The 25,508-nt window shown below is 65.6% G+C and carries 26 protein-coding genes; 9 read left to right on the top strand and 17 right to left on the bottom strand.

What is annotated here, in order from left to right; translation table 11 throughout:
* Nucleotides 1-17: 17 nt before the first annotated feature.
* A complete protein-coding gene (locus tag CBM981_RS07115; RefSeq protein WP_087067852.1) occupies nucleotides 18-212 on the bottom strand; it encodes a hypothetical protein in 195 nt (64 codons plus the stop codon).
* Between the two features lie 149 nt (nucleotides 213-361).
* Between CBM981_RS07115 and CBM981_RS07110 the strand changes: the two genes are divergently transcribed.
* Nucleotides 362-1,390 (top strand): phosphate ABC transporter substrate-binding protein PstS family protein, encoded by a 1,029-nt coding sequence (locus CBM981_RS07110; protein ID WP_087067851.1) that lies wholly within the window; start codon nucleotides 362-364, stop codon nucleotides 1,388-1,390.
* Here CBM981_RS07110 and arsJ read toward each other — a convergent pair.
* The 3 genes from arsJ to CBM981_RS07095 all read right to left on the bottom strand — a co-directional run bounded on the left by arsJ (nucleotide 1,387) and on the right by CBM981_RS07095 (nucleotide 4,448).
* The gene (gene arsJ, locus CBM981_RS07105) at nucleotides 1,387-2,667 is read right to left on the bottom strand and encodes an organoarsenical effux MFS transporter ArsJ (protein ID WP_087067850.1); all 1,281 of its coding nucleotides are present in this window, start codon (nucleotides 2,665-2,667) and stop codon (nucleotides 1,387-1,389) included. The two genes, CBM981_RS07110 and arsJ, sit on opposite strands and share 4 nt — an antisense overlap.
* Nucleotides 2,667-3,692, bottom strand: a complete 1,026-nt coding sequence (locus CBM981_RS07100; protein ID WP_087067849.1) for an ArsJ-associated glyceraldehyde-3-phosphate dehydrogenase — start codon at nucleotides 3,690-3,692, stop codon at nucleotides 2,667-2,669. The genes arsJ and CBM981_RS07100 overlap by 1 nt, the downstream gene beginning before the upstream one ends.
* A 90-nt stretch (nucleotides 3,693-3,782) precedes the next feature.
* Entirely contained in the window at nucleotides 3,783-4,448 is a 666-nt protein-coding gene (locus CBM981_RS07095; protein ID WP_087067848.1) for an SDR family oxidoreductase, read from the bottom strand.
* 126 nt (nucleotides 4,449-4,574) lie between these two features.
* Here CBM981_RS07095 and CBM981_RS07090 point away from each other — a divergent pair, with 126 nt between their 5' ends.
* From CBM981_RS07090 to CBM981_RS07085, 3 genes are all read left to right on the top strand, one after another.
* Nucleotides 4,575-5,027 (top strand): Hsp20/alpha crystallin family protein, encoded by a 453-nt coding sequence (locus CBM981_RS07090; RefSeq protein ID WP_087069261.1) that lies wholly within the window; start codon nucleotides 4,575-4,577, stop codon nucleotides 5,025-5,027.
* A 137-nt stretch (nucleotides 5,028-5,164) separates the two neighbouring features.
* Nucleotides 5,165-5,344, top strand: coding sequence for a hypothetical protein (locus tag CBM981_RS15610; RefSeq protein ID WP_172820844.1), 180 nt, complete (start codon nucleotides 5,165-5,167; stop codon nucleotides 5,342-5,344).
* A 130-nt stretch (nucleotides 5,345-5,474) separates the two neighbouring features.
* Nucleotides 5,475-6,668, top strand: a complete 1,194-nt coding sequence (locus CBM981_RS07085) for a phospholipase D-like domain-containing protein (RefSeq protein WP_172820843.1) — start codon at nucleotides 5,475-5,477, stop codon at nucleotides 6,666-6,668.
* Nucleotides 6,669-6,951: 283 nt separating this feature from the next.
* Here CBM981_RS07085 and CBM981_RS07080 read toward each other — a convergent pair whose 3' ends face one another.
* Nucleotides 6,952-7,368, bottom strand: a complete 417-nt coding sequence (locus tag CBM981_RS07080) for a hypothetical protein (RefSeq protein WP_087067846.1) — start codon at nucleotides 7,366-7,368, stop codon at nucleotides 6,952-6,954.
* 177 nt (nucleotides 7,369-7,545) lie between these two features.
* Between CBM981_RS07080 and CBM981_RS07075 the strand changes: the two genes are divergently transcribed.
* Nucleotides 7,546-9,033 (top strand): hypothetical protein, encoded by a 1,488-nt coding sequence (locus tag CBM981_RS07075; RefSeq protein WP_087067845.1) that lies wholly within the window; start codon nucleotides 7,546-7,548, stop codon nucleotides 9,031-9,033.
* 45 nt (nucleotides 9,034-9,078) lie between these two features.
* Here CBM981_RS07075 and CBM981_RS07070 read toward each other — a convergent pair whose 3' ends face one another.
* The 4 genes from CBM981_RS07070 to cysT form a co-directional block, all read right to left on the bottom strand.
* On the bottom strand, nucleotides 9,079-9,762 hold the full coding sequence (locus CBM981_RS07070; RefSeq protein WP_087067844.1) for a fructokinase: 684 nt from the start codon (nucleotides 9,760-9,762) through the stop codon (nucleotides 9,079-9,081).
* Nucleotides 9,763-9,809: 47 nt separating this feature from the next.
* Complete coding sequence (locus CBM981_RS07065; RefSeq protein WP_087067843.1) at nucleotides 9,810-10,196, bottom strand: hypothetical protein; 387 nt, start codon at nucleotides 10,194-10,196, stop codon at nucleotides 9,810-9,812.
* A 316-nt stretch (nucleotides 10,197-10,512) separates the two neighbouring features.
* The gene (locus tag CBM981_RS07060; RefSeq protein WP_087067842.1) at nucleotides 10,513-11,415 is read right to left on the bottom strand and encodes a sulfate ABC transporter permease; all 903 of its coding nucleotides are present in this window, start codon (nucleotides 11,413-11,415) and stop codon (nucleotides 10,513-10,515) included.
* Nucleotides 11,416-11,556: 141 nt separating this feature from the next.
* The gene (gene cysT, locus CBM981_RS07055; protein WP_087067841.1) at nucleotides 11,557-12,426 is read right to left on the bottom strand and encodes a sulfate ABC transporter permease subunit CysT; all 870 of its coding nucleotides are present in this window, start codon (nucleotides 12,424-12,426) and stop codon (nucleotides 11,557-11,559) included.
* Between the two features lie 120 nt (nucleotides 12,427-12,546).
* Here cysT and CBM981_RS07050 point away from each other — a divergent pair, with 120 nt between their 5' ends.
* Nucleotides 12,547-13,542: a sulfate/molybdate ABC transporter ATP-binding protein gene (locus CBM981_RS07050; protein ID WP_087067840.1), complete on the top strand. Its 996-nt coding sequence runs from the start codon at nucleotides 12,547-12,549 to the stop codon at nucleotides 13,540-13,542.
* Nucleotides 13,543-13,585: 43 nt separating this feature from the next.
* Here the strand turns inward: CBM981_RS07050 and CBM981_RS07045 are convergent, their stop codons facing one another.
* Nucleotides 13,586-14,017: an Rrf2 family transcriptional regulator gene (locus tag CBM981_RS07045; protein WP_087067839.1), complete on the bottom strand. Its 432-nt coding sequence runs from the start codon at nucleotides 14,015-14,017 to the stop codon at nucleotides 13,586-13,588.
* 143 nt (nucleotides 14,018-14,160) lie between these two features.
* Between CBM981_RS07045 and CBM981_RS07040 the strand changes: the two genes are divergently transcribed.
* Nucleotides 14,161-15,150 (top strand): sulfate ABC transporter substrate-binding protein, encoded by a 990-nt coding sequence (locus CBM981_RS07040; protein ID WP_225867584.1) that lies wholly within the window; start codon nucleotides 14,161-14,163, stop codon nucleotides 15,148-15,150.
* A gap of 7 nt (nucleotides 15,151-15,157) precedes the next feature.
* Nucleotides 15,158-16,003 carry a class II glutamine amidotransferase gene (locus CBM981_RS07035; RefSeq protein WP_087067837.1) on the top strand — a complete coding sequence of 282 codons (846 nt, stop codon included), beginning with the start codon at nucleotides 15,158-15,160 and terminating at the stop codon, nucleotides 16,001-16,003.
* Between the two features lie 439 nt (nucleotides 16,004-16,442).
* Here CBM981_RS07035 and CBM981_RS15270 read toward each other — a convergent pair whose 3' ends face one another.
* From CBM981_RS15270 to CBM981_RS07010, 6 genes are all read right to left on the bottom strand, one after another.
* A complete protein-coding gene (locus tag CBM981_RS15270) occupies nucleotides 16,443-16,592 on the bottom strand; it encodes a hypothetical protein (protein ID WP_157665367.1) in 150 nt (49 codons plus the stop codon).
* A gap of 94 nt (nucleotides 16,593-16,686) precedes the next feature.
* Nucleotides 16,687-17,801 (bottom strand): IS3 family transposase gene (locus tag CBM981_RS07030; RefSeq protein ID WP_369801674.1). Its coding sequence is split into 2 segments (ribosomal slippage): nucleotides 16,687-17,540 and nucleotides 17,540-17,801, totalling 1,116 coding nucleotides; the frame shifts between segments, so codons are not numbered across the junction.
* A gap of 71 nt (nucleotides 17,802-17,872) precedes the next feature.
* On the bottom strand, nucleotides 17,873-18,835 hold the full coding sequence (locus CBM981_RS07025) for a cation:proton antiporter (protein ID WP_157665366.1): 963 nt from the start codon (nucleotides 18,833-18,835) through the stop codon (nucleotides 17,873-17,875).
* 132 nt (nucleotides 18,836-18,967) lie between these two features.
* Nucleotides 18,968-19,633 (bottom strand): DedA family protein, encoded by a 666-nt coding sequence (locus CBM981_RS07020; RefSeq protein WP_087067834.1) that lies wholly within the window; start codon nucleotides 19,631-19,633, stop codon nucleotides 18,968-18,970.
* Between the two features lie 7 nt (nucleotides 19,634-19,640).
* Nucleotides 19,641-20,765: a calcium/sodium antiporter gene (locus tag CBM981_RS07015; RefSeq protein ID WP_087069260.1), complete on the bottom strand. Its 1,125-nt coding sequence runs from the start codon at nucleotides 20,763-20,765 to the stop codon at nucleotides 19,641-19,643.
* Between the two features lie 199 nt (nucleotides 20,766-20,964).
* A complete protein-coding gene (locus tag CBM981_RS07010) occupies nucleotides 20,965-21,777 on the bottom strand; it encodes a sulfite exporter TauE/SafE family protein (protein ID WP_225867582.1) in 813 nt (270 codons plus the stop codon).
* A 110-nt stretch (nucleotides 21,778-21,887) separates the two neighbouring features.
* Here CBM981_RS07010 and chrA point away from each other — a divergent pair, with 110 nt between their 5' ends.
* Complete coding sequence (chrA, locus tag CBM981_RS07005) at nucleotides 21,888-23,294, top strand: chromate efflux transporter (RefSeq protein ID WP_087067833.1); 1,407 nt, start codon at nucleotides 21,888-21,890, stop codon at nucleotides 23,292-23,294.
* 58 nt (nucleotides 23,295-23,352) lie between these two features.
* On the opposite strand, the gene CBM981_RS07000 is transcribed toward chrA, so the two are convergent.
* Nucleotides 23,353-25,497, bottom strand: a complete 2,145-nt coding sequence (locus CBM981_RS07000; RefSeq protein WP_087067832.1) for a methyltransferase domain-containing protein — start codon at nucleotides 25,495-25,497, stop codon at nucleotides 23,353-23,355.
* Nucleotides 25,498-25,508: the final 11 nt, after the last annotated feature.

The following is a 25,508-nucleotide window of genomic DNA, read 5'->3' as shown; positions in this document are numbered from 1 at the left end:
GCCTTCGCTGCGGAGGGTCAGGGGCGACCTGCGTTGCCTGCCCCATCCCCTCCGCCGGCCTCCGGCCGCGGCTGGAGCCCAGCCTGCTGGCGCTCAGCCTCCTGCCGGTCGATGCACGTGGAGCAGAACACGCGGCCCTTCTGCTGGCGGTAGAGGCGAACGGAGCGCTCGATCTGCACGCCGCAGCCGGCACACGCGAAGAGAGGGCTCATCGGGATCGGGGCTCCTCTGTTCACTGGCGGGCATCATCAGACCTGGCCCTGATGCGCTTTGTATCCGCTGGGAGGCGGCTCCACCATCCCTTAACCAACAACGCAAGTTGATGGGTCAGGCTGGAGGCCTCCGGGTCGCTCCGACTCCGATGGCCATCCCCCTTGCCGGTGCCCTGCCGCTGCTGGCTGCGCTGCTGGCCGCCTGTGCTCCCGCGCCCAAGCCCCAGGCCAGCCCCATCCGGATCACCGGCTCCAGCACCGTGTTTCCGATTCTCGAGCGGGCTATCGCCGGCTACGGCGCCACCGCCCGCGGCCGCGGCGTGAAGCTGGAGCTCAGCGAGGTGGGCACCAGCGCCGGCCTGCGGGCCTTCTGTTCGGGCGAGGCCCCGCTCGCCAATGCCTCACGCCCGATCAGCACCGAGGAGCTCCAGGCCTGTGCCGACACCGGCATCACCTTCATCGAACTGCCCCTGGCTTTCGATGCGCTCACGGTGGCGGTGAACAGCGACAACAGCTGGGCAACCTCCATCTCCACCCAGGAGTTGCAGCGCACCTGGTCGCGGCCGGCGCAGGGCCGGGTGACGCGCTGGGGCCAGATCAACAACGCCTGGCCCGACCGTCCGCTGCGTCTCTGTGCGCCGGGAGCGGATTCCGGCACCTTCGACTACTTCAACGAGGCGATCAATGGCGGCAAGACCAACGCCCGCACCGATGTGGAGAGCAGCGAAGACGACACGGTGCTCGTGGAGTGCGTGGCCCGCGATCCCAACGCCATGGCCTATTTCGGCATCGCCTACTACACCGCCAATGCCGCGCGGATCAGGGCCCTGTCCATTGCCGCCCCGGGGAGGGAGCCGGTGCCACCCTCGGTGAGCGCGGTGCAGAAGGGCCTCTACAAGCCGCTCGCACGGCCGCTGTTCCTCTACGTGAACGACCGGGCCATGCGTGCCGATGACGAGATCCGCAGCTTCGTGGGCTACACCGTGGGCAACGGCCTGCGCTTCGTGGAACAGGCGGGTTTCATCCCCCTGCCGGCCGACACCTACCGGCTGGTGGAATCCAAGCTCTACCGCCCCATCCTCGGCACCTCCTTCGGTGGGGATCTGCCGGTGGGTCTGGGCATCGAGGCCGCCCTGCGGCGCAGCTTCGACGACACCCGCAAGCCCGAGTTCCGCTAGGCTGCAAGCCCCTGGCCAAGCCCCTGCCGGGGCGGCACTGGCAGCCGGGTGCCCGCCGCCCAGGCCAGGGCCACCTGCAGCGCCGAGCACCAGAGGCAGGCCTGCAGGCCTCCCACCAGGAACAGGGCCCCGGAGAGCAGGGTGCCCACCAGCCGGCCGGCGGCGTTGGCCATGTAGTAGAAGCCCACGTTGAGGCTCACCGATTCGGCGTCGGTGTAGGCCAGCACCATGTAGCTGTGGATCGAGGAATTCATGGCGAACACCACCCCGAAGGCCGCCAGACCCACCACCACGGCGATGCCGGGATGGCCCACCTGGCGCCAGAGGCTGATGGCGATCAGGGCCGGAATGGCGGTGAGCACGGCACTCCAGAACTGCACGGCGGCCACACCGGGCGGGCCGCTCTGGCCCCAGCAGCGGCGCAGGGCCGGCACGGCGCCCTGCACGATCCCGTAGCCGATCACCCACAGACCCATGAAGCCGCCCACCTCCCAGTAGCGCCAGCCCAGGGCGGCCTGCAGGAACACCGGCAGGGCCACCACGAACCACACATCGCGGGCGCCGAAGAGAAAGAAGCGGGCCAGCGACAGCACGTTGATGCCCCGGGATTTGGAGAACAGGGCGGTGAAGGCGGGCTTGCGCTTCATGCGGCCGAGGTCGCCGGGCAGCACCAGCGTGAGCAGGAAGGCCAGAAACAGCCCGGCCGCCATCGCCCCCACGGCGGCGTTGAAACCGAGCGTGGTGAGCAGCACGCCGCCCAGAAAGAACCCCACCCCCTTGAGGGCGTTCTTGGAGCCGGTGAGGATCGCCACCCACTGGAACAGCTGGGTCTCGCCGCGGCTGTGGTCGTCGGGGGTTTCCGGCACCACCGTCTTGATGGCGCTCTTGGCGCTCATCTTGTTGAGGTCCTTGGCGATGCCGCTGATCGCCTGGGCCACCATCACGTAGGCCACGCTCCACCACTTCGGCCAGCTGTCCGCCACCGGGATCAGCAGCAGCAGGGCGGCCACCTGCAGCAGGGTGCCGCTCCACAGGGTGAGGCGCAGCCCGAAGCGGGCCCCCAGCCAGCCGCCGTAGAGGTTGGTGACGATGCCGAAGAACTCGTAGAAGAGAAACAGGAAGGCGATCTCGAGGGTGCTGTAGCCCAGCTGGTGGAAGTGGAACACCACCAGCATCCGCAGGGCGCCGTCGGTGAGGGTGAAGGCCCAGTAGTTGGCCGTCACGATCGCGTACTGCTGCAGCGCGCTCAGGGGCTGCCGCTGGCTGAGCAGGGCCATCACTTGCCCTCCGCCGCGGCCACGTGGCAGGCCAGATCGGCCAGGCGGCAGCTGTAGCCCCACTCGTTGTCGTACCAGGCGTAGACCTTCAGCTGGGTGCTGTTCACCACCAGCGTGGAGGGGGCGTCCACCACCGCGCTGCGGCTGTCGTTGACGAAATCCACCGACACCAGGGGCCGGGTTTCGTAGCCGAGGATTCCCCGCAGCGGGCCCTCGGCCGCCGCCTGGAAGGCGGCGTTCACCGCCTCGGCGCTCACGGGCCGCTCCAGCTCGAACACCGCGTCGGTGAGGGAGGCGTTGAGCAGCGGCACCCGCACCGCGTGGCCGTTGAGCCTGCCCTGCAGTTCGGGGAAGATCAGGCCGATCGCCCGGGCCGAGCCGGTGCTGGTGGGGATCAGGCTGTGCAGGCAGGAGCGGGCCCGGCGCAGGTCGGCCTTGAAGCCATCCACCACCACCTGGGTGTTGGTCACATCGTGCAGGGTGGTGATCGAGCCGTGGCGGATGCCGAAGGATTCGTGCACCACTTGCACCACCGGCGCCAGGCAGTTGGTGGTGCAGGAGGCGGCCGTGATCACCCGGTGGCGGCTCGGGTCGTAGAGCCCGTGGTTGATGCCGAACACGATGTTCAGCACCTCCGCGCCGGCCACGGCGCCCTTCACCGGGCAGGCCACGACCACCCGCTCCACCCCCAGATCGGCGATGTAGGGCTCGAGGGTTTCGGGGGTCTTGAGCTTGCCGCTGCACTCCAGCACCAGCTCCACCCCCAGCTGGCGCCAGGGCACCAGCGCCGGGTCGTCGGCCTGGGAATAGCTGATCGCCTGGGCGTCCACCTGGAATCCGTGGGCAGCGGCAATCACGGCGTGCTCCCAGCGGCCGTGCACCGAGTCGAAGGCCAGCAGGTGGGCGGCGGCAGCCGCATCGCCGGCCCTGTCGTTCACGTGCACCAGCTCGATGCCGGGCCGACCCCACAGGGCTCGGAACACGAGCCGGCCGATGCGGCCGAAGCCGTTGATGCCCACCTTCATGCCCAGCCCGCCGCTGCAGTCAGTGTCTCATCAAGAAGAGTTGATGAGTGTTAGGGCGGGGTTAAGGGCTGGGCTGGTTCAGGCGCGGCCTCACCAGGGCAGCACCTCGCCATTGGCGTGCCAGAAGGTGCCGCTGTTCTCCAGGCTGAGCCCGTCGATGCGCTGCAGCAGGCCCCGCACCGCCTCTTCCGGAGGGATCCCCTGGGGGGTGAAGCCGGTCATGCGGGTGCGCACCAGCCCCGGGTGCAGGATCGCCACGGCGATGCCGCGGGGCTTCAGGTCGATCGCCAGCGACTTGCCGGCCATGCAAAGGGCCACCTTCGACATCCGGTAGCCGTAGGAGCCGCCGGAGCTGTTGTCGGCGATCGAGCCCATGCGGCTGGTCATCAGCACCAGCTTCGCGCCCGGATGCAGCTGGGGCAGCAGGGCGCGGCTGAGCTGCAGCGGCCCCAGGGCATTCACCGCGAACTGGCGCCGGAGGCTCTCCGGATCGAGGTTCTCCAGGCTGGTGCGCTCCAGGATGCCGGCGTTGTGGATCACCAGATCCAGCGGCAGGCCGTCGAGGCGCCGAACCAGATCGGCGATGGCTTCAGGGGAGGTGATGTCCACCCCCGGCTCGATCCGCACCCCCAGGCTCTCCAGCTCGGGGGAGGGGGTGCGGCACACCGCGATCACCGTGTCGCCCCGGGCCTGCAGCTGGCGGCAGTATTCGGTGCCGATGCCGCGGTTGGCACCGGTGATCAGGGTTGTCGCCATGGCGGGGTGGGGAGGACGGCCTCCCGCACCTTCCCATCACAGGGGGGCGGATGGATAGTCGAAACAGGAGGGGCCATGAGCCTGCTGCCCCTCCTTCCCAGTTGTTCAACCCAGGAGGTCAGCACCATGGCGCTCTTGAAACGCGAATCCCTCAGAGACGTCGAAGATCTCTTCGACCGCTACACCCTCTCGCTGCCCTGGCCCTTCGGCCGCAGCAGCTTGCCCCTGGCGGGCACGGCCCTGCAGGACTGGCACCCGCGGGTGGACATCTCCGAATCCGACCAGGGCTATGAGGTGCGGGCCGACATTCCCGGCGTCCGCAAGGACGACCTCAAGGTGACCCTGCAGGACGGCGTGCTCACCATCCAGGGCGAACGGCACCAGGAGCAGAAGCACGAGAGCGAGCGCATGCACCGCGTGGAGCGCAGCTACGGCAGCTTCAGCCGCAGCTTCCATCTCCCCGAGGATGCCGATGCCGACGCGATGAGTGCCAGCGCCAGCGATGGCCAGCTCACCGTGACGGTGCCCCGCAAGGGCCCTGCCCCCGGTGCTGATCCGGTGCAGATTCCGGTGCAGTAGTGCGTTCTATCGGCCTGTCTGCCCCACGCCTGCCCTCCCGGTAGGCGCGGGGCAGATGGAATGATGGGCCCCCAAGAGCTTGCCTTAGTGACAGATTCCAGGCCCAAGGTCAACATGGAGTGTTGACAGGAATGGCAATGACGGAAGGGCAAGCTCACGGTGCTGCTTTCGGCACTGTTGTCGTCACCGGTGCCCTGGCTGGGTCTTTCTTTGGTCCGGTGGGTGCTGCGGGGGGAGCCGCGGCCGGTGCGGTGGGTTATGGCGTCGGCTACCTCATCACCAAACTGTTCGAGGACGATGAGGACTACGCCCCCTGAGGTTCCAGCAGACCCTCAGGCGATCGGCGTTCAGGCCCACTTCACCTCCGACGCGTCCAGCTGCACGCCACGGCAAGCCATCCTGGATGCCCTGGGGTATGCCCGGCGGCTGGCCATGGGGGGTGAGGTGGTGGATGTGCACATCACGCTGTTTTCGATCACGGATCAGCTGCTGGCCGCGGCTCTGCTGGAGCTGGCCAGAGATTGTCCGCTGCTCTCCCTGCGCATCCTCTGCGATTGGTGCCAGGGGGGACCGGGTTCCGGGCGCCTGATCCAGAGCGTTCTGCGGCTGTCCCTTCCCAATCTGGAGGTGCGGTTCAAAAAAGATCAGCCCTATCTCTACGATGCCGATACGCAGTCCCTGAAGTGGTCGTACAAGGCGAGCCGGGGCCTGCTGCATCACAAGATGCTCTCGGTGAACAGGAGCGGCAGGCCGGTACTTCTGGCCTTTGGCAGTTACAACTGGACGGCGCGTGCCGCCCAGCAGAGCTACGAGAATCTGCTGGTTCTGCGCGATGATCAGCCGTCCAGGCGTGCGGTGATGGTGCGGTATGAACTGGAGTTCCGGGAACTCTGGTGCTCTCCCGCGGCCAGCCTCTCATCGCAGCGGAGCCAGGAAGCGGCCGCCCACATCCTCAGCATGTACACAAAGCGGCCCTCCACGGCGCCCCAGAGCATCGCGATGGAGGCCTTCGGTGATCGGGGACGTCTTCCTCCCCATCTGTTGGATGATCTGGGGCAGCATGAACTGATCGAGCAGGACACCCGCATTGCCTTCAGTTTTCGCGCCTGCGACTCGTCGACGCCAACCCATGGCATGGCGGCGATCAATCACGCCCAGCGTTTCGACCTCACCAAGCCGTCGGGACGGGTGAAGTCGGTGCCTCTTTCCATGACTGTTCTCTCGCTGGATGTGATCCACCGTGCCCTGCAGGGGGAGAGATTGCTTGTGGCGATGTTCGCCTTCTCGCGCCGCGTGGCGGAATTCAGCGCCCTGCTCGATGCGGCACGCCGAGGCGTTCGGATTCAAGTGCTCACGGATCGCCGAACCAGCGCTGGTTTTCTGCGGGAGATGGGGCGCCACCGCGATCTGCAGATCACGATCAAGACCGGGCAGCGCTTCATGCACCAGAAGTATGTGGTTCATCCGGCCAGCAACACCGTGGTGAGCGGAACCGCCAACTTCACAACGGATTCGTTGAAACGCCACGCGGAGAACCGTGTGTTGTTCAATTACGATGCCAAGCTATGCCGTGCCTTTGAGGCTGACTTCCGGCGGATCTGGGCTCGGCTGGATCGCTACCGACCCAGCGCCAGGCATTGAGGTGGCCTGACAGCCATGGACAGCCAAAAAAAAGAAGCAGAACCAGAGGCACAGCATCTGCCTACTGGTTCTGTGGAAAGGCTGAGAGGTGGAGAGCCTAAGGATCACACCCCTCTGAACGCAAGGAAGCCGCGCTGGACAACCCAGTTTCAGCCGACGTCACGCCGGTTGTTCTGATTATGGCGTGGCGGTTGGGCCAAGGGGAGCTGGGCGGTGGCGCCTTCACACTTCTTCTCCTCGCATCGGGTCTGGCCGCGGGCATGCGGGCGGCGCACCTACGGATTCATCGGCAGCCTGCTGCCCGCCTTTCGGTTGCGATGGCCCTGGCATGGGCATCGAGGCCTTTCTGAGCCTCGGCGAGGCTGCTGATCTGGTCTTTCACCATCGCCCAGTAGTGGCGGGTCCACACCTGTCCGTTCCAGTTGGAGTAGTAGTGGTTCCCCTTGGTCACCGCGTTGCTGTGCTCCTGGTAAGCCTGGCGTAACTGGCCATGGAAGGAGGTGAGAAAGCCGCAGAAACGCTCCTTGCCGCGCTGCCTTTCCCCGGGATTGGAGCTGCCCTGGGAGAGCCGGTAGGCGTGGGCCTCCGCCTGATGGTGAACGCCTGTGGTCTGGGCCTGACCGGCTGCCTCTGCAGCTCGCTCGGCTGCTCTTTCGAAGATGCGCTTGTCCCTGGTGATCGCCTCGAGGTTTCCAGCCATGGCGGTTCCGCGTTGCCTCTGCTCCCTCTCCGGTGTAGGCACGCGGTCGTTGGGCTGCCACCCACCACCTCGAGGATGCCCCGTGGGCGAGGATTGAAAGGATACGAATCACGAAGCCCGGGGCGACGTCGCTCCTGCTGGAGCTAATAGCTGAGGAGAAGCACCAGACGGCTGCCCATGGGTCGACTCTTCACCATCGGCGACAGCATCTCCCAGGGCTTCCGGAGTGGCTGCACGGCCTTCACCGAGCATGCATACAGCACCTACCTCGCCACTGCCCTGGGCCTGGGGGGTAAGGATTACCGCTACCTGCGCTGGCCAGCGGAGAAGCTGAAGTGTGATCTGGAGGCCATCTTCCGGTTGATCCAGAGCAGGCATGGCACCACGATCGATGGCGTGGAGTGGATCAAGATCTTTTTCGATGTTTCAAGATTTCTGGATAAGGCTGAAGATTATTACGAACGTGGCGATGGCGCCTTGGGTCAACCGATCCCCGCGTATGGCCATGATTTCACGGACAACTGTGCCGTTGAGGGGATGCGGGTTGCGGATGCCTGGGAGGTCACTCCGGCTCTCTGCGAAGCTCGAATCCTTCAGGACCCCAATGGCCTGAGGAACAACGCCGGGCTTGCCATTGCCAGCAGCCCCTTCTACAGAGCTGCCCATCGGGTTCTCAACCCTGCCTGTAAGCGGAAGTACAACGATTATTCCGCTGTCCGCTGGTTGCAGAGTGTGGCAGAAACAGAGGGTGTGGACAACATCATCATCTGGCTAGGTGCCAACAATGCACTCGGCACCATCTTTGACCTCGAGGTCAGGCTGACTCCCGGCACGGCGGCCACCCGGGGTTCCCGTCACGATCCAGAGGAAGAAACCAAGTACAACCTGTGGCACCCCAGAGATTTCGCCCACGATTACACCTTGCTGCTCAAGAAAGTGGAGGCGGCGCTGAAGAAAAATCAGACCAGTGACTGGAAGGTGTATCTGGGCACAGTTCCCCTGGTCACGATTGCTCCGATGCTCGAAGGATTCGGCGAGGCCCGGTTGGTTGATGATCCTCAGGTTCCTCCGGGCCAGGCAGCCAAGCAGTTTCGTTATTTCCAATACTACAAGCACTATGGCGTGAATGAATCCACGGCCATCCGGGATGAAAGCAAGTTTCTTCGTTTCAGGGATGCACTCTTCATTGACAAGGTGATTGGCGACTACAACGCAACGATCAGATCGCTTGTTGCCGAGAGGAACGCTGCCCTGGGCAGGCAAGCCTATGTGCTGGTGGACCTGTCCACCACCCTCTCAACGATGGCGTGGAAGCGGAACAGCGGCATGCCCACCTTCGAGTATCCCCCAGAGCTTCAGTGGCTCTATCCTCCCCTGAACACCAAGTTCTATCGGGTGAATGCTTCAGGGGAGATCACTGACGGTGGCATCTTCAGTTTGGATGGAATTCACCCCACCGTGATCGGGCAGGGTGTGATCGCCTCGGAGTTTCTCAAGGCCTTCAAGCAGAGTGGCTCGAGCCCTGACCAGGCCGCACTGGATTGGGACCAGATTGTGCGTGACGACACGCTGCGCCAGGATCCAATCGCTGTGCTGCACGATATCGTCGAAGTGGATCAGGCCATCGACTTTGTTGTGCAGGTGTTTTCCCTGCTCGGCAAGTAAGCCGCGGACGATGGCCTGGGTTGATCCCCACTCCCCGGATCCAGCTCACGGCTGGGCTGCCGCGGCCGCCGCCAGCAGCTGCTCCGCCAGCTGATCGGGATCGGCGATGGCGTCGATGCCCGGGCCCGCATTGCCGAGCAGGGCCGGGTGGGCGCAGAGGTTCTCCAGCAGGTGGGCCAGAAAGCCGCTCTCGCCCTGCAGCAGTTCGGGCGCGATACGCCCCTGGCGGCCGCCGATGCACCAGGCCAGGGCACCGTCGCGCTGGCGCACCAGCACCGCCGGCTTCTGGGCCATCTGCCGATGCATGGTGCTGGGATCGTCGCTGGAGAAAAAGCACTCGGCTTCATCGGCCGTGCAGCGGATCAGCTGGGCGCTCTGCGCCAGGGGCCTGAATCGCCGCATCACCTCGGCGGTGGGCGGAGCGTTCTCAGGCAGTCCCCAGCGCGGCGGTTGCCAGTCCACGTCCAGGGCGACGGACACCCCGGCGGGGAGGGCACGCTGCAGCACCATCTGAAGCACCTGGCTGCGCGTGGTGTCGGCCAGGGCCTGGCTGCTCACCCGCAGCCAGAACGTGCCGCTCACCTCAGGCAGCAGCCGTTCGGTGAGGCTGGCCGGTGTGGCCGCAGTGGAGGCGTCGTCACTCCGACGGAACGCCTCGGCGAAGTCGACCACGCCGCTGGCGCGGTCCTTGAGGCCGGGCTGGCCGGTGTCGGTGCTGGAGAAAGGCATGGGGACGCTGGAGCTGATGGTGTACAGGGTGTCGGCGCTGGGCAGGTTCAGTGCTGCTGCGTGGCGAAGTCGTGGAAGCGGCGGGCCAGGCTCTGGAACACCTCATCGCTCCTGCGCAACAGCGATTCCCAGCTCTCCTGGGTGGCCTGTTGCAGCTGCTCGAGCTGGGCCCGGGCCTGGTCGCGGGCCTGGGTCAGTTCAGCCAGGCGCAGTTCCGTGGCGGAGCGCACATTGTCAGCCGCTGAATCCAGGGCCTGCTGCACCTGGTCGATCTGCTGCGACCAGGCCTCGATCTGCGCCTCCTTCTTGTTCAGGATCGCCTGGCGCAGCTGCGCATCGGCCTCACGCACCGTCATGGGGCTGCTGTTCTGCGCGCCGCTGGCTGCGGCATCGATGGTGGTGGCTGTGGTGGTGTTGCTGAGCGTGGTGTTCATAGGAGTTGATGGGAGCATTGAAATAACAACCTGACGCGTCGGCCGCGTGCAGTTATGCCGGTGAGTTCACCGCTACGGAGCCTGCTCACGCCACAGCAGCAAAGGGGAGAAATCCTCTCGCCGGATGCACGTTGCGTGATGCAGGACCAGCGACAAAGCCTTTGGAATCACTGTGACGTGATTCGCTTCGCCGCGTCATCCGTTGAGATCAACTTACCATTTCTGTGGTTGTTGTCAACCATCCGGCGCAAGATCGTTGGGCGATCGCATTGCCAGAACCGCTCAGATCTCCTCCTCTCACTGGATTCTCAGCAGTTCAATCCCAGCCGGTTTCCGTGGCTGTGTCTGCGCGTTGGGCGGTGCTCCTGCCTGGCTGCGGGTGCTTCTGCCCCAGCATCTGCTCCACCACCAGCTTGAGCAGCAGCGACACCAGCCCCACGCCGCCGAGCACCAGGGCGGCGCCATAGGCCAGCTCGGTGTTGTACTGCTTGTAGGCGTCCTCCACGAACAGCGGCAGGGTCTGGGTCTGGCCGGCGATGTTGCCGCTCACCACGGCCACGGCGCCGAATTCCCCCAGGGCCCGAGCCGTGGTGAGGATCAGGCCGTACACCACCGCCCAGCGCACCGAGGGCAGGGTGACCTTCCAGAACACCTGCCAGTTGCTGGCACCGAGGGTGCGGGCCGCCTCCTCCTGATCCCAGCCCTCCTCTTCGAGCAGGGGAATCACCTCCCGGGCCATGAACGGGAAGGTCACGATGATCGTGGCCAGCGCCATGCCCGGCCAGGAGAAGATGATCTGCCAGCCCAGGCTGCTCACGATCCCGCCCAGCAGGCCGTTGGTGGGGCTGTAGAGCAGCACCAGCATCAGCCCCACCACCACCGGCGAGATCGAGAAGGGCAGGTCGATCACACTCAGCAGCAGGGCCTTGCCGGGGAACTGGCGCCGGGCGATCGCGGTGGCCGCCGCCAGCCCGAAGATCGTGTTGGCCGGCACGGCGATCAGGGTGCAGCGCAGGGTGAGCAGCACCGCGGAGCGCAGCTCCTCGGAGTGGACGTTCTCCAGGAAGGGCGCCAGCCCCTTGGCGAAGGCCCCGGCCACCACCTCCAGGGCCGGCAGGAGGATGATCACTCCCACGTAGAGGCAGGCGATCAGGGGAACGAGGAAGGAGGCCGATGGGCGGGGCAGGGCTTCAGCCAGGGAGCGCAGCAGGGGTCGCATGGGGCGGTGGGGAACGGCGGAAACAGCGGAAATCAAGGGAACAGAGGAAGGGATGGGGCTGGGATGCGTCGCCATTGCGGTGCGTCGCCATCGCCGTGCGTCGTCATCGCGGTGCGTTGTCACCGCGGTGCGTTGTCAGGCTCAGACGCTCCGGGCAGGGTTGGCTTCCCAGTGGCGCCCCCACACCTGCAGGCCGTTGATCAGCAGCAGGCTCAGCAGGGAGAACAGCAGCATCACCATGCCGATCACCGTGGCGGAGGCGAAGTCGTACTCCTCCAGCTTCTGGATGATCAGGGTGGGGGTGATCAGATCCTGGAAGGGCACGTTGGAGGAGATCATCACCACCGAGCCGTATTCGCCCACGGCGCGGCTGTAGCCCTGGGCCACGCCGGCCAGGATCGCCGGCATCAGCTGGGGCAGCACCACCTTGCGCAGGGTCTGGCGGGGGGTGGCGCCGAGGCACCAGGCGGCCTCCTCCTGATCGTGTTCCAGCGCCTCCAGCACCGGCTCCACGCTGCGCACCACGAAGGGCAGGGAGATGAACACCATGGCGATGGCCACCCCCAGCCAGGTGAACGACACCTTGAGGCCGAACAGGGCCTGCAGCGGAGCCCCCAGCCAGCCGTTGCTGCTGTAGATCGCGGCCAGGGCCAGGCCCGCCACGGCCGTGGGCAGGGCAAAGGGGAGATCGATCAGGGAATCCAGCAGGCGCCGGCCGGGGAAGGCGCAGCGCACCAGGGCCCAGGCGATCACCACGCCGAACACGCCGTTGACCAGGGCGGCCAGCAGCGCCAGCCCGAAGCTGATCCGGTAGGTGGCCAGGGCCTCCGGCGTGGTGGCCAGCTGCCAGAACTGGCTGGGCCCCACCGCCGCCGCCTTGAGGGCCAGGGCCCCGAGAGGCAGAAACAGCACCAGGCTGAGGCCGAGCCAGGTGATCCGCCACGACCAGCTGAGCTGCAGCCAGCGCGGCCAGGCGAAGCCCCGGCGGCGGGCCAGGAGCGCAGGAGCCATGGAGGGAACCCAGAGGTGGGCGGACCGTATCACCGTTCGGCTGTTTATTCAACGGTTTACCGGTGGGGAAATGAATGTATGCCGTAGGCTGGCGCCCGTCGTCCTGTTCTCTTCCCCGCCATGGGTATCCGCGTTGCTGGCGTGTGCAAGGAGTTCGGCTCCTTCCGGGCGGTGGACCATGTGAGCCTCGATGTGGACACCGGCTCCCTGGTGGCCCTGCTGCGGCTGATCGCCGGCCTGGAGCAGGCCGATGCCGGCCGGGTGTGGATCACCGGCGAGGAGGCCACCACCCGCTCGGTGCAGGAGCGCCAGGTGGGCTTCGTGTTCCAGCACTTCGCCCTGTTCAAGCACCGCACCGTGCGCCAGAACGTGGGTTTCGGGCTGGAGCTGCGCGGCTGGAAGCACGAGGCGATCCGCCGGCGCGTCGATGAGCTGCTGGAGCTGGTGCAGCTGCAGGGCTTCGGCAACCGCTACCCCTCCCAGCTCTCCGGCGGCCAGCGCCAGCGGGTCGCCCTGGCCCGGGCCCTGGCGGTGCAGCCGCGGGTGCTGCTGCTCGATGAGCCCTTCAGTGCCCTCGACGCCCAGGTGCGCAAGGAGCTGCGGGCCTGGCTGCGCCATCTCCACGAGGAGATGCACGTCACCACGGTGATCGTGACCCACGACCAGGAGGAGGCCATGGAGGTGGCCGATCGGATCGTGGTGATGAACCGGGGCCGGATCGAGCAGATCGGCACCCCGGCCCAGATCTACGACCAGCCCGCCAGTCCGTTCGTGATGCGGTTCGTGGGGGCGGTGAATGTGCTGCCGCCGCACATTCCCCTGGCCGGTGCCGCCCAGCAGCCAGCGAAGGACTGCGGGCCAGGGGGCCAGCTGTTCATTCGACCCCACGATCTCGAGCTGCATCGCCTGCCGCGGGAGGGGAGCGTGCCGGCGGTGCTGCGCCGCCTCACGCACCTGGGGCGTGACATCCAGGCCGAGCTCACCCTGGCCAGCGGTGAGCTGGTGATCGCCCAGCTGCCGCGCGAGCGGATCGACCATCGCAGCCTGCGGCCCGGGGATGCCCTCCACATCACCAGCCGCGATTCCCGCACCTTCGTGCCGGACTTTGCCATCTGAGCCCGGGGAATCCTGGGGGCGCTCCTCGGCTCAGATGTGGAACTCAGATGTAGAACATCGGGGCCGGCTGCCGCAGGCTGTCGCGCTCCAGCAGCAGCTGGGCCAGGGTGGTGGAGGCCAGCAGCGCGGTGCGGGCCTGCTCGGCCCTGCCGGCCAGACGGTCCAGCACCTGGAAGGCGGGGTTGCTCCGGTTTCCCTGCCGCTCCGGGGTGGACTCGCCGTCGAGGCACTGCTCCAGCTCCGCAATCGTGATCCGCTCGGGCGAGCGGGTGAGCTGGAACCCGCCACGGGGCCCGCGGATGCTGGTGAGGTAGCCCCCCTTGCGCAGCCGCGTGAGCACCTGCTCCACGTAGCGCTCGGGCAGGTCGTGGCGGCGGCAGAGCTCGCCGGCCTGCACCAGCTCGCGGCTGGCGTGGGCTGCGGCGAGCTCGATCAGGGCCACCAGGCCGTACTCCATCTTGGCGCTGAAGGCCATCGGCGGACGGGCTGCTGCGACCAGTGTGCCAGGCAAAGGCCGGTTCGCAGATGGGAAATCCACCCTGCCCTGGCCCGGAATCGCTCCGAAGGCCTTACCATTCTGCAGTTCCCCATCGGATTACCGGGGTTTTATGGATCCTGTTGTCCCCCTGCGCCGGCGGGCGCTCCTGGCCGCCGCCGCCCTCGTGCTTCTGGCCGGCTGCGGCAGTGCGGGCCCGGGCTCCCGCGGCCCCGATCCGGCCCGCCAGCTCCTGGCCGGTCTTCTGCTTCCAGGAGGACTGGAAGCAGAAGACCGGCCAGGAGCTGGAGATCAAGACCAGCTACGGCGGCTCCGGTTCCCAGACCCGGGCCGTGATCGACGGCCTCGATGCCGATGTGGTGACGCTGGCCCTCTCCGCCGATGTGTTCAAACTGGAGGAGGCCGGCTTGATCGAGGCCGGCTGGCAGCAGGAGCTGCCCAACAGCAGCATCATCACCAACTCCGCCGTGGCCTTCCTCACCCGCCCCGGGAATCCCAGGGGCATCACCGGCTGGAGCGATCTGGCCAAGCCCGGTGTCACGGTGGTGACCGCCAACCCGAAGACCTCCGGCGGCGCCCGCTGGAACTTCCTCGGCCTCTGGGGGTCGATCACCCAGACCGGCGGCTCGCCCCAGCAGGCGGAGGCCTACGTCACCAGCGTGTACAGCAAGGTGGACAACCTGCCCAAGGATGCGCGGGAAGCTTCCGACGTGTTCCTCAAGCGCGGCCAGGGGGATGTGCTGCTCAACTACGAGAATGAGGCGATCCTGGCCACCAGAAGCGACGGTCTGCGCGATCCCTTCGTGGTGCCCGAGCTGAACATCCGCATCGAGGGGCCTGTGGCCGTGGTGGACAGAAACGTGAACCGCAAGGGCACCCGTGAGGCCGCCGAAGCTCTGGCCGCCTACCTCTTCTCCGAGGAAGCCCAGACCATCTTTGCCGAGGAGGGCTTCCGGCCCACCAGCCCCACCGTGTGGGCGCGGGTGAAGGATCGCTTCGCACCGGTGAAGCGGTTCTTCTCGGTGCAGGATTTCGGCGGCTGGAGCCAGGTGAACGAGGAGTTCTTCGGCAAGGGCGGCCTCTGGGATCGCCTCTTCGCCAGGACGCGCTGAGCCTGCCATGTGTGAACTGCTGGGCCTCAACGCCAACACCCCCACCGACATGGGCTTTTCCTTCCGGGGGCTCAGCCGGCGGGGCGGCGGCACCGGCGAGCACGCCGATGGCTGGGGCCTGGCCAGCTTCACGCCGGATGACCAGGGCCTCACCCTGCTGCGGGAGGAGGCCCCGGCCGCCTTCTCCGCCCTGGCGGATCAGCTGGCGGAACGTTCGCCCCGGGCCCTGGTGAGCATCGCCCACATCCGCAAGGCCACCCGCGGGGAGGTGGCGCTGGAGAACTGCCATCCCTTCTCCCGCCGCTGGCGGGGGCAGACCTGGGTGTTCGCCCACAACGGCGATCTGCGCGGAGAGATCCCCCTGGGCCACCGCTACCGCCCGTTCGGCTCCACCGACAGTGAGGCCGCCTTCTGCTGGATTCTCGAGCAGCTGGAGCAAGCCGGTGCGGATCCCCTGGATCCCGGCGCCATCTTCGACCAGTTGCATGGCCTCGCTGCGCACCTGGCCGAGCGGGGCACCTTCAATGCCCTGGTCAGCAATGGCCAGTGGCTGTTCGCCACCGCCACCAGCCGGTTGCACTGGCTCACGCGCCGGGCCCCGTTCCGCCGGGCCACCCTCGCCGATTCCTCCTGGCAGGTGGATTTCTCCGCTCTCACCACTGCCACGGATGTGGTGACGATCCTGAGCACCGAACCGCTCACTTCCGACGAGCAGTGGCACAGCTTCCAGGCCGGTGAGTCGTTGCTCCTCTGCGCCGGTGAGGTGCAGAGAAGGGGTCGCCATGGGGTGAGGCCGGGGGTTGCGCCGGCTTGTGCTGCCGAAGTGCACCCCGGTTGCCCACCGCTTGGCTAGCTGATTTGCTCGTCCCTGGGCGACATGGAATAGCTGGAACGGCTGAACCCTGGGTATTCTGGGTCAGCCGACCCGCAGGAGACTGACTGGTTCCCCATCGCTGGGCTGGCCCTAAGTTGATTGTGACCTGTAGCAGCACCCCCTTCACCTGTGCTCTCTGAGCGTGGTTCTCTGAGCGTGTGCTGTCTGAGCGTGGTTGTCGTTCTGTCGGGCTTACGGCGCAGGCCTGTCCGTTTGCCGCCCCTGCCTCCGCTTCCCCCCTTGCCTCCACTTCCACCCCTGCAACCGTTGCCAGGCTCGAGAGTTGCGAACGTCTCGTTCCTTGGTCAGGTGGTTGTCCAGGGAGCCCATCAGACCGCAGCACAGAGTGCGGTCTGTGCGCTGACGATCGGGCCCGATCGAGGGAAAGAATGAGGGAACAGTCGCCTAAGGCCTGCGTTCAGGCCCCTGTGACCTTGGCCATCCGACGCTCCAGCAGGAGGAGACCCATCACGGTGGTGGCCACCACCATCAGCACCAGGGCAGAAAACTGCTGGGCAGTGATCATCCCCTTGCTCAGCGCCGTGGAGGCAAAGACCAGGCCGGGCAAGCCACGGGGGATGAGCCCAAACACCACGATCCATCGGTCGACCTGACGTGACCCCCTTTATCGGTCCAGGGCTTATGAGAGTGGGTGGTCATGGTCATGCTGCAGCTCCTTGTTGAGCTGCCTCCATGGGCGTACGCCCTTGGAGGGCCGAGTGTGGCCTGAGCGTGTTGTACTCCCATCGCCAGCGATCGGCCAGGATCTGAGCCTCCGGGGCTGTGGTGAACAACTCGGTGTTGAGGAACTCATCCCGGAACCGGCCGTTGAACGACTCGGCAAAACCGTTCTCCCACGGGGATCCTGGCTCGATGTAGGCCGTGCTGGTGGTGGTATTGGTCTCACACCAGTCCCGTAGAGCCTGGGCAATGAACTCAGGGCCGTTGTCCGATCGGATGAACGCTGGCGCCGGGTAGAGGCTGGTGAGTTCCTCCAGCACAGTCACCACGTCTTTGGCCTTGCACCGCCTGCCCACCCGGATCGCCAGGCAGAGGCGGCTGTGCTCGTCGATCACGTTCAGGAACTTGAGTCTGCGGCCATCGGCGGTGGCATCGAACTGGAAATCCATGGCCCACACCTGGTGGGGATGCTGGGCCCGGTGACGCCTCACCGAGCCGTCGGCGGGCCGTGCCCGCTTCCGCTTCCTGGGAGTGGGCCGCTGCAGCCCCTCCTCCCGCCAGAGCCGTTGCACCCGCTTGTGGTTCACGGTCCAGCCCTCCCGACGCAGCAGGCGGTAGGCCATGCGGCGGCCCCAGCGGATGTGCTCAGCTGCAATCTCCCTCAGGCGGTGCCGAAGCTTGGTCTCCTCCAGGTCGACGACCTTCCCGCAATGGCGCTGGGTGCTGCGGTGCTGCCCCACAACACGGCAGGCCTGGCGCTCTGATGCCCGGTAACGCTCCTGCAGGACCGTGACGGCCCTGCGACGGCGTTCCGGGCTCAGAAGTTTCCCTCCGCAAGGTCCTTGAGCATCGCCTTCTCCAACTCGGCTTCTGCCAACAACTTCTTGAGCCGGGCGTTCTCCTTCTCCAGCTGCGTCAGCCGGCGGGCCTCCTCGGCCTGCATGCCGCCGTACTGCTGCCGCCAGCGGTGATACGTCGGCTGCGTCACCTCGATGACGCGGCAGACATCGGCGACGGTCTTGCCCTGGGCAATCAGCTGGTCGGCGGTCTTGAGCTTGCGGATGATCTGCTCCGCTGTGTGCCTGGTGCGTTTCATGGTGAAGTCCCCGGCCCAGTCTGGCCGGCTGAGGACTCTCATTCACCCTGGACCAATTCCCGGGGTCCACGTCAGACCCCTGCCTGCTCATCGCTCTGGCTGATTCCCACCCCGCAAATCAGTTTGCAGAGCACGGCCACCAGGAACAGCACAGTTGCCATCCCCCAGGCCGAAGGCTCCAGCAGACTGGCGGCCTCGAGGCTCAGACCCACACTCAGGAAGTAAAGCGGGAGGAACACGTCCGAAAGCAAGGCCAGTGGGCTATGCAGCCCTGGCCCCAACTGCGCGTGCCCCGGCTCCGGCAACAGCTGCCGCAGCAGCATGCCTCCCCAGAGGGCGCCCAGCAAGCTGGTGAGGCCGGACACCTCCCCAAGCCAGCTGCTGCCAGCGAGCACAAGCATCACTCCCAGCGCATCAGGTGTCCAGCGTCCGCGATGACTCCGCCACCAGCGGCAGAGCGGGAAGCTCAGGGCCATAACAGCCAACACCAGCCCGGTGGCCAACAGTGCGTTCCCAGCTGCTGGGTTGGCTTCCCCAGGTGCACCTGTCGCGGATCCAAGAAGCGTGGCCAGCATCAGCAGCAGGATGGCAGGCAGGTCGTCAAGCACTGAAACTCCCACCAGCAACTGGCCAGAAGGTGTCTGCAGGGCACCGCCCTGAGACAGCGCCCGCAGCGTCACTCCTGTGCCCGTGGCGCTGAGCACCGCCAGGAACAGCACCGTGGTGGAGCCGGCCAGGTTGAACAGGTGCTTCAGCGGCCACCAGGCCAGAAGTGGTGTGAGAGCGGAAAGCAGCACCAGTCGCAGCACGACACCAGGGCGTGGGCCCAGGAGTCCACCACGCACCTCCAGGCCAACAAGAAAGAAGAGAGTGAGAACTCCCAGATCCGTGATCCCTGAGAGAGGTTGGATCCGGCTGAACGGCAGCACGGTGTTCCCCAGGAGAAAACCCACCAGCAGCTCAAGCACAAGGGCAGGCACGGCCCACCGTTTCATCCGCTTGGCCGTGAGGCGAGCAACAAGGGCGCCCAGCAACAGCAGCAGCAGGGCAGACAGGGGGGAAGACATCATCGTGCATGGCAGGACGTGTGACCCCACCCTGAGGGCGTGATGGATGGAAACGGGTGTCTGTTCAACCCATGAACACCGCAGGATCGTCAGGTGGTTTCACGCTTTCCCTCGAGGAACTCGCCCTTTCTTCTGCAGCCACAGCACAATGAAGGCCACTGCTGCAAGAAGTAGAACGCCCAGCAGTGTCGCGGTCAGCACGTCACCAAAGGGCTTCAGGACACGGCCAATCTGTTCATAGCTTGCCCCCAAAGCCTGACCCGCCAGGGTGAGCAACAGAATCCAGATCAGGCTGCCGGCCGTGGTCCAGGCAAGAAACAGGGGTTGGGGCATCAGTTCAATCCCCGCGGGAAGTGAGACAAAGGTGCGCACCCCTGGAATGATCCGCCCCCAGAACACCACAGCCACTCCGTGGCGATGGAACCAGCGGCGGCTTCTGGCCAGATCCTCCGGCCGGAGCCCCAGCCAACGGCCATGGCTGCGGAGCCAGCCTTCGATCCGCTGCTCATTCACCAGACGGCCCATCCCATACCAGAACCATGCCCCAAGAACGGTGCCGAGGAGACCTGCCAGCACCGTGGGCAACAGCAGCAGCTTCTGCTGCTCGACCAGGAAACCGGCCAGGGGCATCACCAGCTCCGAAGGAATCGGCGGCACCACATTTTCCAGAAACATCACCAGGGCAATCACGCCATACCCAAGCAGTGGGTTGGATTCCGCGGCCTCCAGGATGATCCGGGGCAACTGCTCCATCAGATCGGCCATGGCGCGCTCAGGAGTGGCGACGCTCTTCCCGCCAGGCGAGAACCTGCCAGGCAACAAAAATCAGCGTGGCGGGGAGCAGGATGATCAGGACGCCCAGGCGGAATTCCTCGCTGTAGCCCGGAGCCAGGGAACCCAGTAACTGTTCCGCCAGATACACCCCGTACAGCAGCACCAGCACTGCACCTTCCAGTCGGGTGATCACGCCGTGGGACCAGAAGATGGGGAGGCAGGCCAGGGTGGTGATCACCATGATGGGCAGGTCCCGCTGAATCATCACAGGGTCGACGCCCAGGCCCCGCGTGCCCGAGACAGCTGCACACAGGCCGAGGATCACCAGCTGGTTGAGCAGGTTGCTGCCGATCACGTTGCCAATGGCCAGATCCGCCTTGCCCCGATAGGCCGCCACGAGGGACGTGACCAATTCCGGCATGGAGGTGCCAGCGGCCACAATCGTGAGACCGATCACGGTGGTGCTCACCCCGAGGGCGAGGGCGGCCGTTGTCGCCCCCGTGACCAGCAGCTGGGATCCGCCCACCAGCAGAACCAGCCCAAAGACAAGCTTGAGGGCGGCCACCGCAGGGGTGTGGCTCCCGGAGCCATCCATCGCATCGGGCTCATCCGGGTTTTCCCTGGCTGTACGGACTTCCCACACGATGTTCATCACCGTGGCCACCAACAGTGCCGCACCTGCCTGCCACGTGAGACGGCCTCCCGACGCCATTCCCCAGACCGCCATCGACACGCCCAGCAGCAGGGGCACATCCCGGCGTATCAGCCTGCTCTTGACGCGCAGGGGCACGACGAGTGCGCTGAGGCCCAGAACAACAAGAACATTAAAGATATTGCTGCCCACGATATTGCTCACCGCCAGATCATCAGCCCCGGCGATTCCGAAATTGCCTTGAACCGTTGAGATCAGGCTCACGAACAACTCCGGGGCACTGGTGCCCAGGGAGACCACCGTGAGCCCGATCACGATCTGGGGAATTCCGAGGAGCAGCGATAGCGCCACCGAACCGGCGACGAACAGTTCACCGCCGGCAAAGAGAAGGCCGATGCCGATCAGGATCTGCAGGCCACTCCCTAGAAAATCGCTCACCGGTTTCAGGCTTGGTTGCCTATCATGGGGCATCGCCATCCCCACAAGGCCTCCTCACAAGACCAAGGCATGGCGGCGGCTCGCCAGGTGCACATTCCCTGGACGATCTTGGCCAGCCTGGGCTAGGGCCAGCCAGGCCCACGGCCAGCAAGCCTGTCTGCCAGGGGGCCTTCTGCGGAATCCTCCGCAGCGGAGTCGTCATTGACCAGGGAAATCAAGCCTGCTGTCTGGCTCAGCGCAGAAAGAAGGCCGTTGCCACCAGCAGCCCCAGCAGCACCACCACCGCCCGCAGCCGCTCGGGATTGATGCGGCCGGCCAGCCGGCCCCCGAGGGCACCGCCGGCCGTGGCCCCCGCCGCCATCACCAGGGCCGCGGTGGCGTGAATCTGGCCCGAGCCCAGAAACAGCAGGGCCGCAGCCAGATTCACCGCCAGGGCCAGGGCCTGCTTGAGGCCATTGAGGCGGGTGAGGCTGCCGGAGAGCAGCACCGCCAGCACGGCCAGCAGGATCACGCTCAGCCCCGCCCCGAAGAAGCCGCCGTAGACCGAGGCCAGGAACACCGGGGCCAGTGCCAGCACCTCCAGCCGCTCCGGCCGGCTGGCGTGGGGATGGGCCAGCAGCCGCCGGCGCAGCGGTTGCTGCAGGGCCAGCAGGGCGGTGCCCACCAGGATCAGCCAGGGCACCAGGCTGGCGAACAGCGCCTCGCCGCTGACCAGCAGCAGCACCCCGCCCAGCAGTCCCCCCAGGAACGCCGCCGGCAGCAGCAGCAGGAGCCGGCGGCGCTGGCCGCGCAGGTCGCCCCGCTGGGCGGCCGCCGCTCCGGCGTAGCCCGGCAGCAGGGCCACGGTGTTGGTCACGTTGGCCACCACCGGCGGCAGCCCCACGGCGGTGAGCACCGGAAAGCTGATCAGGGAGCCGCCCCCCGCGATCGCGTTCACCAGCCCGGCAGCCACCGCCGCCAGGGCGATCAGCCCCAGATCGAGGGCGCTGAGCTGGAGGGCGGAGGCCATGGCAGCGGGCATGAACAGGGGCACGAACCGGGGCATGAACCGGGGAGCTGCGTGCAGCGGAACCCCCTGCGGCGTTCGAGCATGGCCGGCGATCCTGGTGCCCGGTGAGGATGGTGGCCGCTTCCCGATGATCCGGATCCTCCGGCATGGTCCGCCCCTCGTCTTCCGCCCATGCCGCCCCTGCGGAACGCTCTGCCGTAGGCGTGGGTCTGGGGGAGGCCTCGCGGTTCTGGCTGACGCTGGGGCTGGTGAGCTTCGGGGGACCGGCGGGCCAGATCGCCCTGCTCCAGCGGGAGCTGGTGGAGCGGCGGCGCTGGCTGAGTGAGCGGCGCTTCCTCCATGCCCTGAACTACTGCCTGCTGCTGCCGGGGCCGGAGGCCACCCAGCTGGCCACCTACCTGGGCTGGCTGATGCATGGGGTGCCCGGGGGGCTGATCGCCGGCGGGCTGTTCCTCGCCCCATCGGTGCTGGTGCTCATAGCTCTGGCCAGCGGCTATGCCCTCTGGGGGCAGCTGCCGCTGCTGGTGGCGGTGTTCACGGCGCTCAAGCCGGCGGTGCTGGCGATCGTTCTGGTGGCCGCCTGGCGCCTGGGACAGCGGATCCTGGCCACCCCCCTGCTCACGGGAATCGCCGCGGCGGCCTTCCTGGCCCTGGTGGTGCTGGGGCTGCCCTACCCGCTGGTGGTGCTGGCGGCTGCGCTCGGCGGGCTGGTGGTGGGCCGCTGGCGTCCGCAGCTGCTGATGGCGCCGGGCCGGGGCGGGGGCGCAGCTGCACCAGCGGCGGCAGAGCCAGAGGAGCCGGCAGGGCCAGAAGGGCCCGGGGCGCCGATTCACGGCGATCACACGCCCACGCCCGCCCATGCCCGCTTCTCGCGCCGCCGCCTGGCGGCGACCCTGCTCGCCTGGGGCCTGGCCCTGCTGGGACCGCTGGCCCTGCTCACGGCCACCGGCGGTTGGGAGGGAACCCTGGCGCTGATGGCCCGCTTCTTCACGCGGGTGGCCCTGCTCAGCTTCGGCGGCGCCTATGCGGTGCTGCCCTACGTGGTGCAGGGGGCCGTGGAGCAGTTCGGCTGGCTCAGCGCGGCCCAGATGGTGGACGGGCTGGCGCTGGGGGAGACCACGCCGGGTCCGCTGATCATGGTGGTGGCCTTCGTGGGCTTCATGGGCGGCTGGAACGGCTCCCTGGGCCACTGGCCCAGTGCGGTGGCGGCCACTCTGGTCACGGTGTGGTTCACCTTCCTGCCCTCATTCGGCTTCATCCTGGCCGGGGCGCCGCTGGTGGAGGCCAGCCGCGACGATCTGCGCCTCGGCGCCCCGCTCACGGCGATCACGGCGGCGGTGGTGGGGGTGATCGCCAGCCTGGCGGTGGTGTTCGCCCGGCCGGTGCTCTGGCCGGATGGCCAGTTTGCCGTTCCGGCCGCCGTGGTGCTGCTACTGGCGCTGTGGGCCCTGCTGCAGTGGCGCTGGAGCGTGCCGCAGCTGATCGGTGCCGCGGCCGTCGGGGGGGGTGTGGCCGGAGCTGTGCTGCCGTGGCTGGCCGCACGGCTTGCCTGAGCTGGCCCGGGGCCATTGGGTGGAAAGCCTTATGCGCCTGGTCTCTGATCCTGCAGGCTCACAGGTGGTCCAAGCGTGCTTCGGGAGGTACGTCGGTGGCGTGCTTCTGGTGGTGAAGGGATCTCGACAGACAGCTCCGCTGGCGTTCGAGCAACTGGCCCATGGACTTGATCAATGTCTGACTTCCTTCAAGCAGCAAACCCTTTGCTTCGCATTCACGCTGGAGTTCACGCTGGAGAGTTTCGATGGCCGCACACAAGTGTTGTCTCTCAATCGCGTCTTGATGCTGCCTTGAGGCCTGGTTCCAAAGATGCCGGAGAACGCAGTACTGTTCGTGGGGCCGGCTCGACTCAAGTCGAGCGTCAATGGCGTGCGAGAAAAAGGCAAGCCAGTCTCTGGCTTTGACGTTCCACGACCATGGCTGGATTGACTGAAGGTTCTCCGCTGAAAGCTGACTTCTCAGCTCAGGACTTGTTGCGAGCTCCTTCAGCTTGGCGTAGAACTCCGGTGAGTTTCGATCTTGAACGATGTAGCGCGACTGCAATGGGCCGAACAGCTCCCGGACCACACCAACATCGGTGGTGAGCACTGGCAGGCCAGATGCCATGGCTTCCAAGACAGGGTTCGGGGTGCCTTCGTGCAGGGAAGCGTTGACATAAATATCAATCTGGCCGTAATAGTCGGGCATGAGGTGGTGTTCAATCCAGTTAACCTCCCTATCTTGATATTGACCTCGAGCTGATACTCCCTCCTGCCGGAGTCTCTCGACAGCGGGGATAATGACACTTCTGAGTCCCTTGTGGTCATCCTGTTCGTGTTCGTTGTTGGGGCCTCTCCAATTGCTGTTGCCTGCCCAACCAATTACAACCTCACGTTTTGAGCCGTCTTCTTGCAGCCTTTCGATTCTGTGGGGTTTGAATATCTGCAGATCAATCCCATCAGTAATCACTTGGCTTGGCGGGCTGATGAAGTCAACTGAAGCATAGATATCTGCCAGCTTCTGAGAACAGGTGGAGTAGCTATCGGCCAGTGGCATGAAGCTTCGCATGGTGGTGTCCTGGGGGTCGTCCCTCAGGAATAGGTGGTCATAGACGGAGGTTGTTTTTGTCGCCATGGCCGTGTTCCAAAGAAAGAAGTCTCTATCTTTGTCAGGCAGGTCTTGGGCTGCGGCATAAAGGTTCTCGGGCTCAAAGAGAGCAAACAAGGAAGGGCGCCAAAAGAAGTGAAACAGATCGTAGTGGAGAACGTCGCCAAAGAACTCTCTGTACATGGCAGCGTAGCTCGGGTAGTTAATCAAGTAATGAATATCAACCGAGCAGTTGTTGCCACTATGGCGTTGAATGTTCTTGGCAATATTGTCGAAGGCCCAGCCTGGGCGGTCTGCAATCAGTGCAATCTTAGGCTTTGCAATGGATTGTGAGCAAGCCGACGGAATGGAAAGATGGCTGCTGAGTGGTGCGGGGTAAAGTGCGGAGGAATTATGCTCATGATGATGTCCGGCAATACCAAAAAAATAGGCAGTAGTGCTGGGATTAACTTTGCTCTCGCTGCCAGGGGTGATCATCACAGAAGCCATGGCCTCTGCTTGACAGATCTGATTGAGCAGGCTCACCTCCTGGCGATGCTGCTTGTCGAGGTAGACATTGGTGAATCCAAGAGCCTTTGTTCCAACTCCGTAGGAAACCTGGGGAAACCTGCTGTTCAAGAGGTCTTGAAAGCTGCCATAGGTAAAGGTTCTCAGATGGTAAGGATTTGTAGATTCACCTGCGCCATAATACCATTCGTCGTTGGGGGCAGTACAGATGAAGATGCCATCATCGGCCATCAAGCTCTTCACCCCATCCAGAAAAGTATCAACGTCCTTGACGTGTTCGATGGTCTCAATCGAAACAATCAGATCAAAGGGTCCGTAATCCCTAAGCTCAATCAAGGATTCAGCACAATGCTGTAGATAGTGCAGCTTGGATGAGTTGAAGTGCGAATTCGCTTCGTGGATCGCTTCAGATGAATAGTCAACCCCGAGAACGTGTTTAGCGCCCCATTTTTCGGCCATCAGCCAAGCGCCATACCCCTCTCCACAGGCCACATCAAGAACTGATTTCCCGCGGCATAGCTTCTCCGCCAACATATAACGCGCTACATGTATGGAGGCTTCAACGCTGTTGCCGGAACCTGCTGATGCGCTGAGATTGAGGCGCTCCATGGTCTGACAAT

It is taken from the genome of Cyanobium sp. NIES-981 (assembly GCF_900088535.1).
Lineage (GTDB): Bacteria > Cyanobacteriota > Cyanobacteriia > PCC-6307 > Cyanobiaceae > NIES-981.
This window is presented reverse-complemented; position numbering and strand designations above follow the sequence as displayed.

What these genes read in the sequence shown, in the direction of transcription:
- CBM981_RS07115 (WP_087067852.1), bottom strand. Translation starts at nt 212, where the DNA reads ATGAGCCCTCTCTTCGCGTGTGCCGGCTGCGGCGTGCAGATCGAGCGC.
- CBM981_RS07110 (WP_087067851.1), top strand. Translation starts at nt 362, where the DNA reads ATGGCCATCCCCCTTGCCGGTGCCCTGCCGCTGCTGGCTGCGCTGCTG.
- arsJ (WP_087067850.1), bottom strand. Translation starts at nt 2,667, where the DNA reads ATGGCCCTGCTCAGCCAGCGGCAGCCCCTGAGCGCGCTGCAGCAGTAC.
- CBM981_RS07100 (WP_087067849.1), bottom strand. Translation starts at nt 3,692, where the DNA reads ATGAAGGTGGGCATCAACGGCTTCGGCCGCATCGGCCGGCTCGTGTTC.
- CBM981_RS07095 (WP_087067848.1), bottom strand. Translation starts at nt 4,448, where the DNA reads ATGGCGACAACCCTGATCACCGGTGCCAACCGCGGCATCGGCACCGAA.
- CBM981_RS07090 (WP_087069261.1), top strand. Translation starts at nt 4,575, where the DNA reads ATGGCGCTCTTGAAACGCGAATCCCTCAGAGACGTCGAAGATCTCTTC.
- CBM981_RS15610 (WP_172820844.1), top strand. Translation starts at nt 5,165, where the DNA reads ATGACGGAAGGGCAAGCTCACGGTGCTGCTTTCGGCACTGTTGTCGTC.
- CBM981_RS07080 (WP_087067846.1), bottom strand. Translation starts at nt 7,368, where the DNA reads ATGGCTGGAAACCTCGAGGCGATCACCAGGGACAAGCGCATCTTCGAA.
- CBM981_RS07075 (WP_087067845.1), top strand. Translation starts at nt 7,546, where the DNA reads ATGGGTCGACTCTTCACCATCGGCGACAGCATCTCCCAGGGCTTCCGG.
- CBM981_RS07070 (WP_087067844.1), bottom strand. Translation starts at nt 9,762, where the DNA reads ATGCCTTTCTCCAGCACCGACACCGGCCAGCCCGGCCTCAAGGACCGC.
- CBM981_RS07065 (WP_087067843.1), bottom strand. Translation starts at nt 10,196, where the DNA reads ATGAACACCACGCTCAGCAACACCACCACAGCCACCACCATCGATGCC.
- CBM981_RS07060 (WP_087067842.1), bottom strand. Translation starts at nt 11,415, where the DNA reads ATGCGACCCCTGCTGCGCTCCCTGGCTGAAGCCCTGCCCCGCCCATCG.
- cysT (WP_087067841.1), bottom strand. Translation starts at nt 12,426, where the DNA reads ATGGCTCCTGCGCTCCTGGCCCGCCGCCGGGGCTTCGCCTGGCCGCGC.
- CBM981_RS07050 (WP_087067840.1), top strand. Translation starts at nt 12,547, where the DNA reads ATGGGTATCCGCGTTGCTGGCGTGTGCAAGGAGTTCGGCTCCTTCCGG.
- CBM981_RS07045 (WP_087067839.1), bottom strand. Translation starts at nt 14,017, where the DNA reads ATGGCCTTCAGCGCCAAGATGGAGTACGGCCTGGTGGCCCTGATCGAG.
- CBM981_RS07035 (WP_087067837.1), top strand. Translation starts at nt 15,158, where the DNA reads ATGTGTGAACTGCTGGGCCTCAACGCCAACACCCCCACCGACATGGGC.
- CBM981_RS07020 (WP_087067834.1), bottom strand. Translation starts at nt 19,633, where the DNA reads ATGGCCGATCTGATGGAGCAGTTGCCCCGGATCATCCTGGAGGCCGCG.
- CBM981_RS07015 (WP_087069260.1), bottom strand. Translation starts at nt 20,765, where the DNA reads ATGCCCCATGATAGGCAACCAAGCCTGAAACCGGTGAGCGATTTTCTA.
- CBM981_RS07010 (WP_225867582.1), bottom strand. Translation starts at nt 21,777, where the DNA reads ATGCCCCGGTTCGTGCCCCTGTTCATGCCCGCTGCCATGGCCTCCGCC.
- chrA (WP_087067833.1), top strand. Translation starts at nt 21,888, where the DNA reads ATGGTCCGCCCCTCGTCTTCCGCCCATGCCGCCCCTGCGGAACGCTCT.
- CBM981_RS07000 (WP_087067832.1), bottom strand. Translation starts at nt 25,497, where the DNA reads ATGGAGCGCCTCAATCTCAGCGCATCAGCAGGTTCCGGCAACAGCGTT.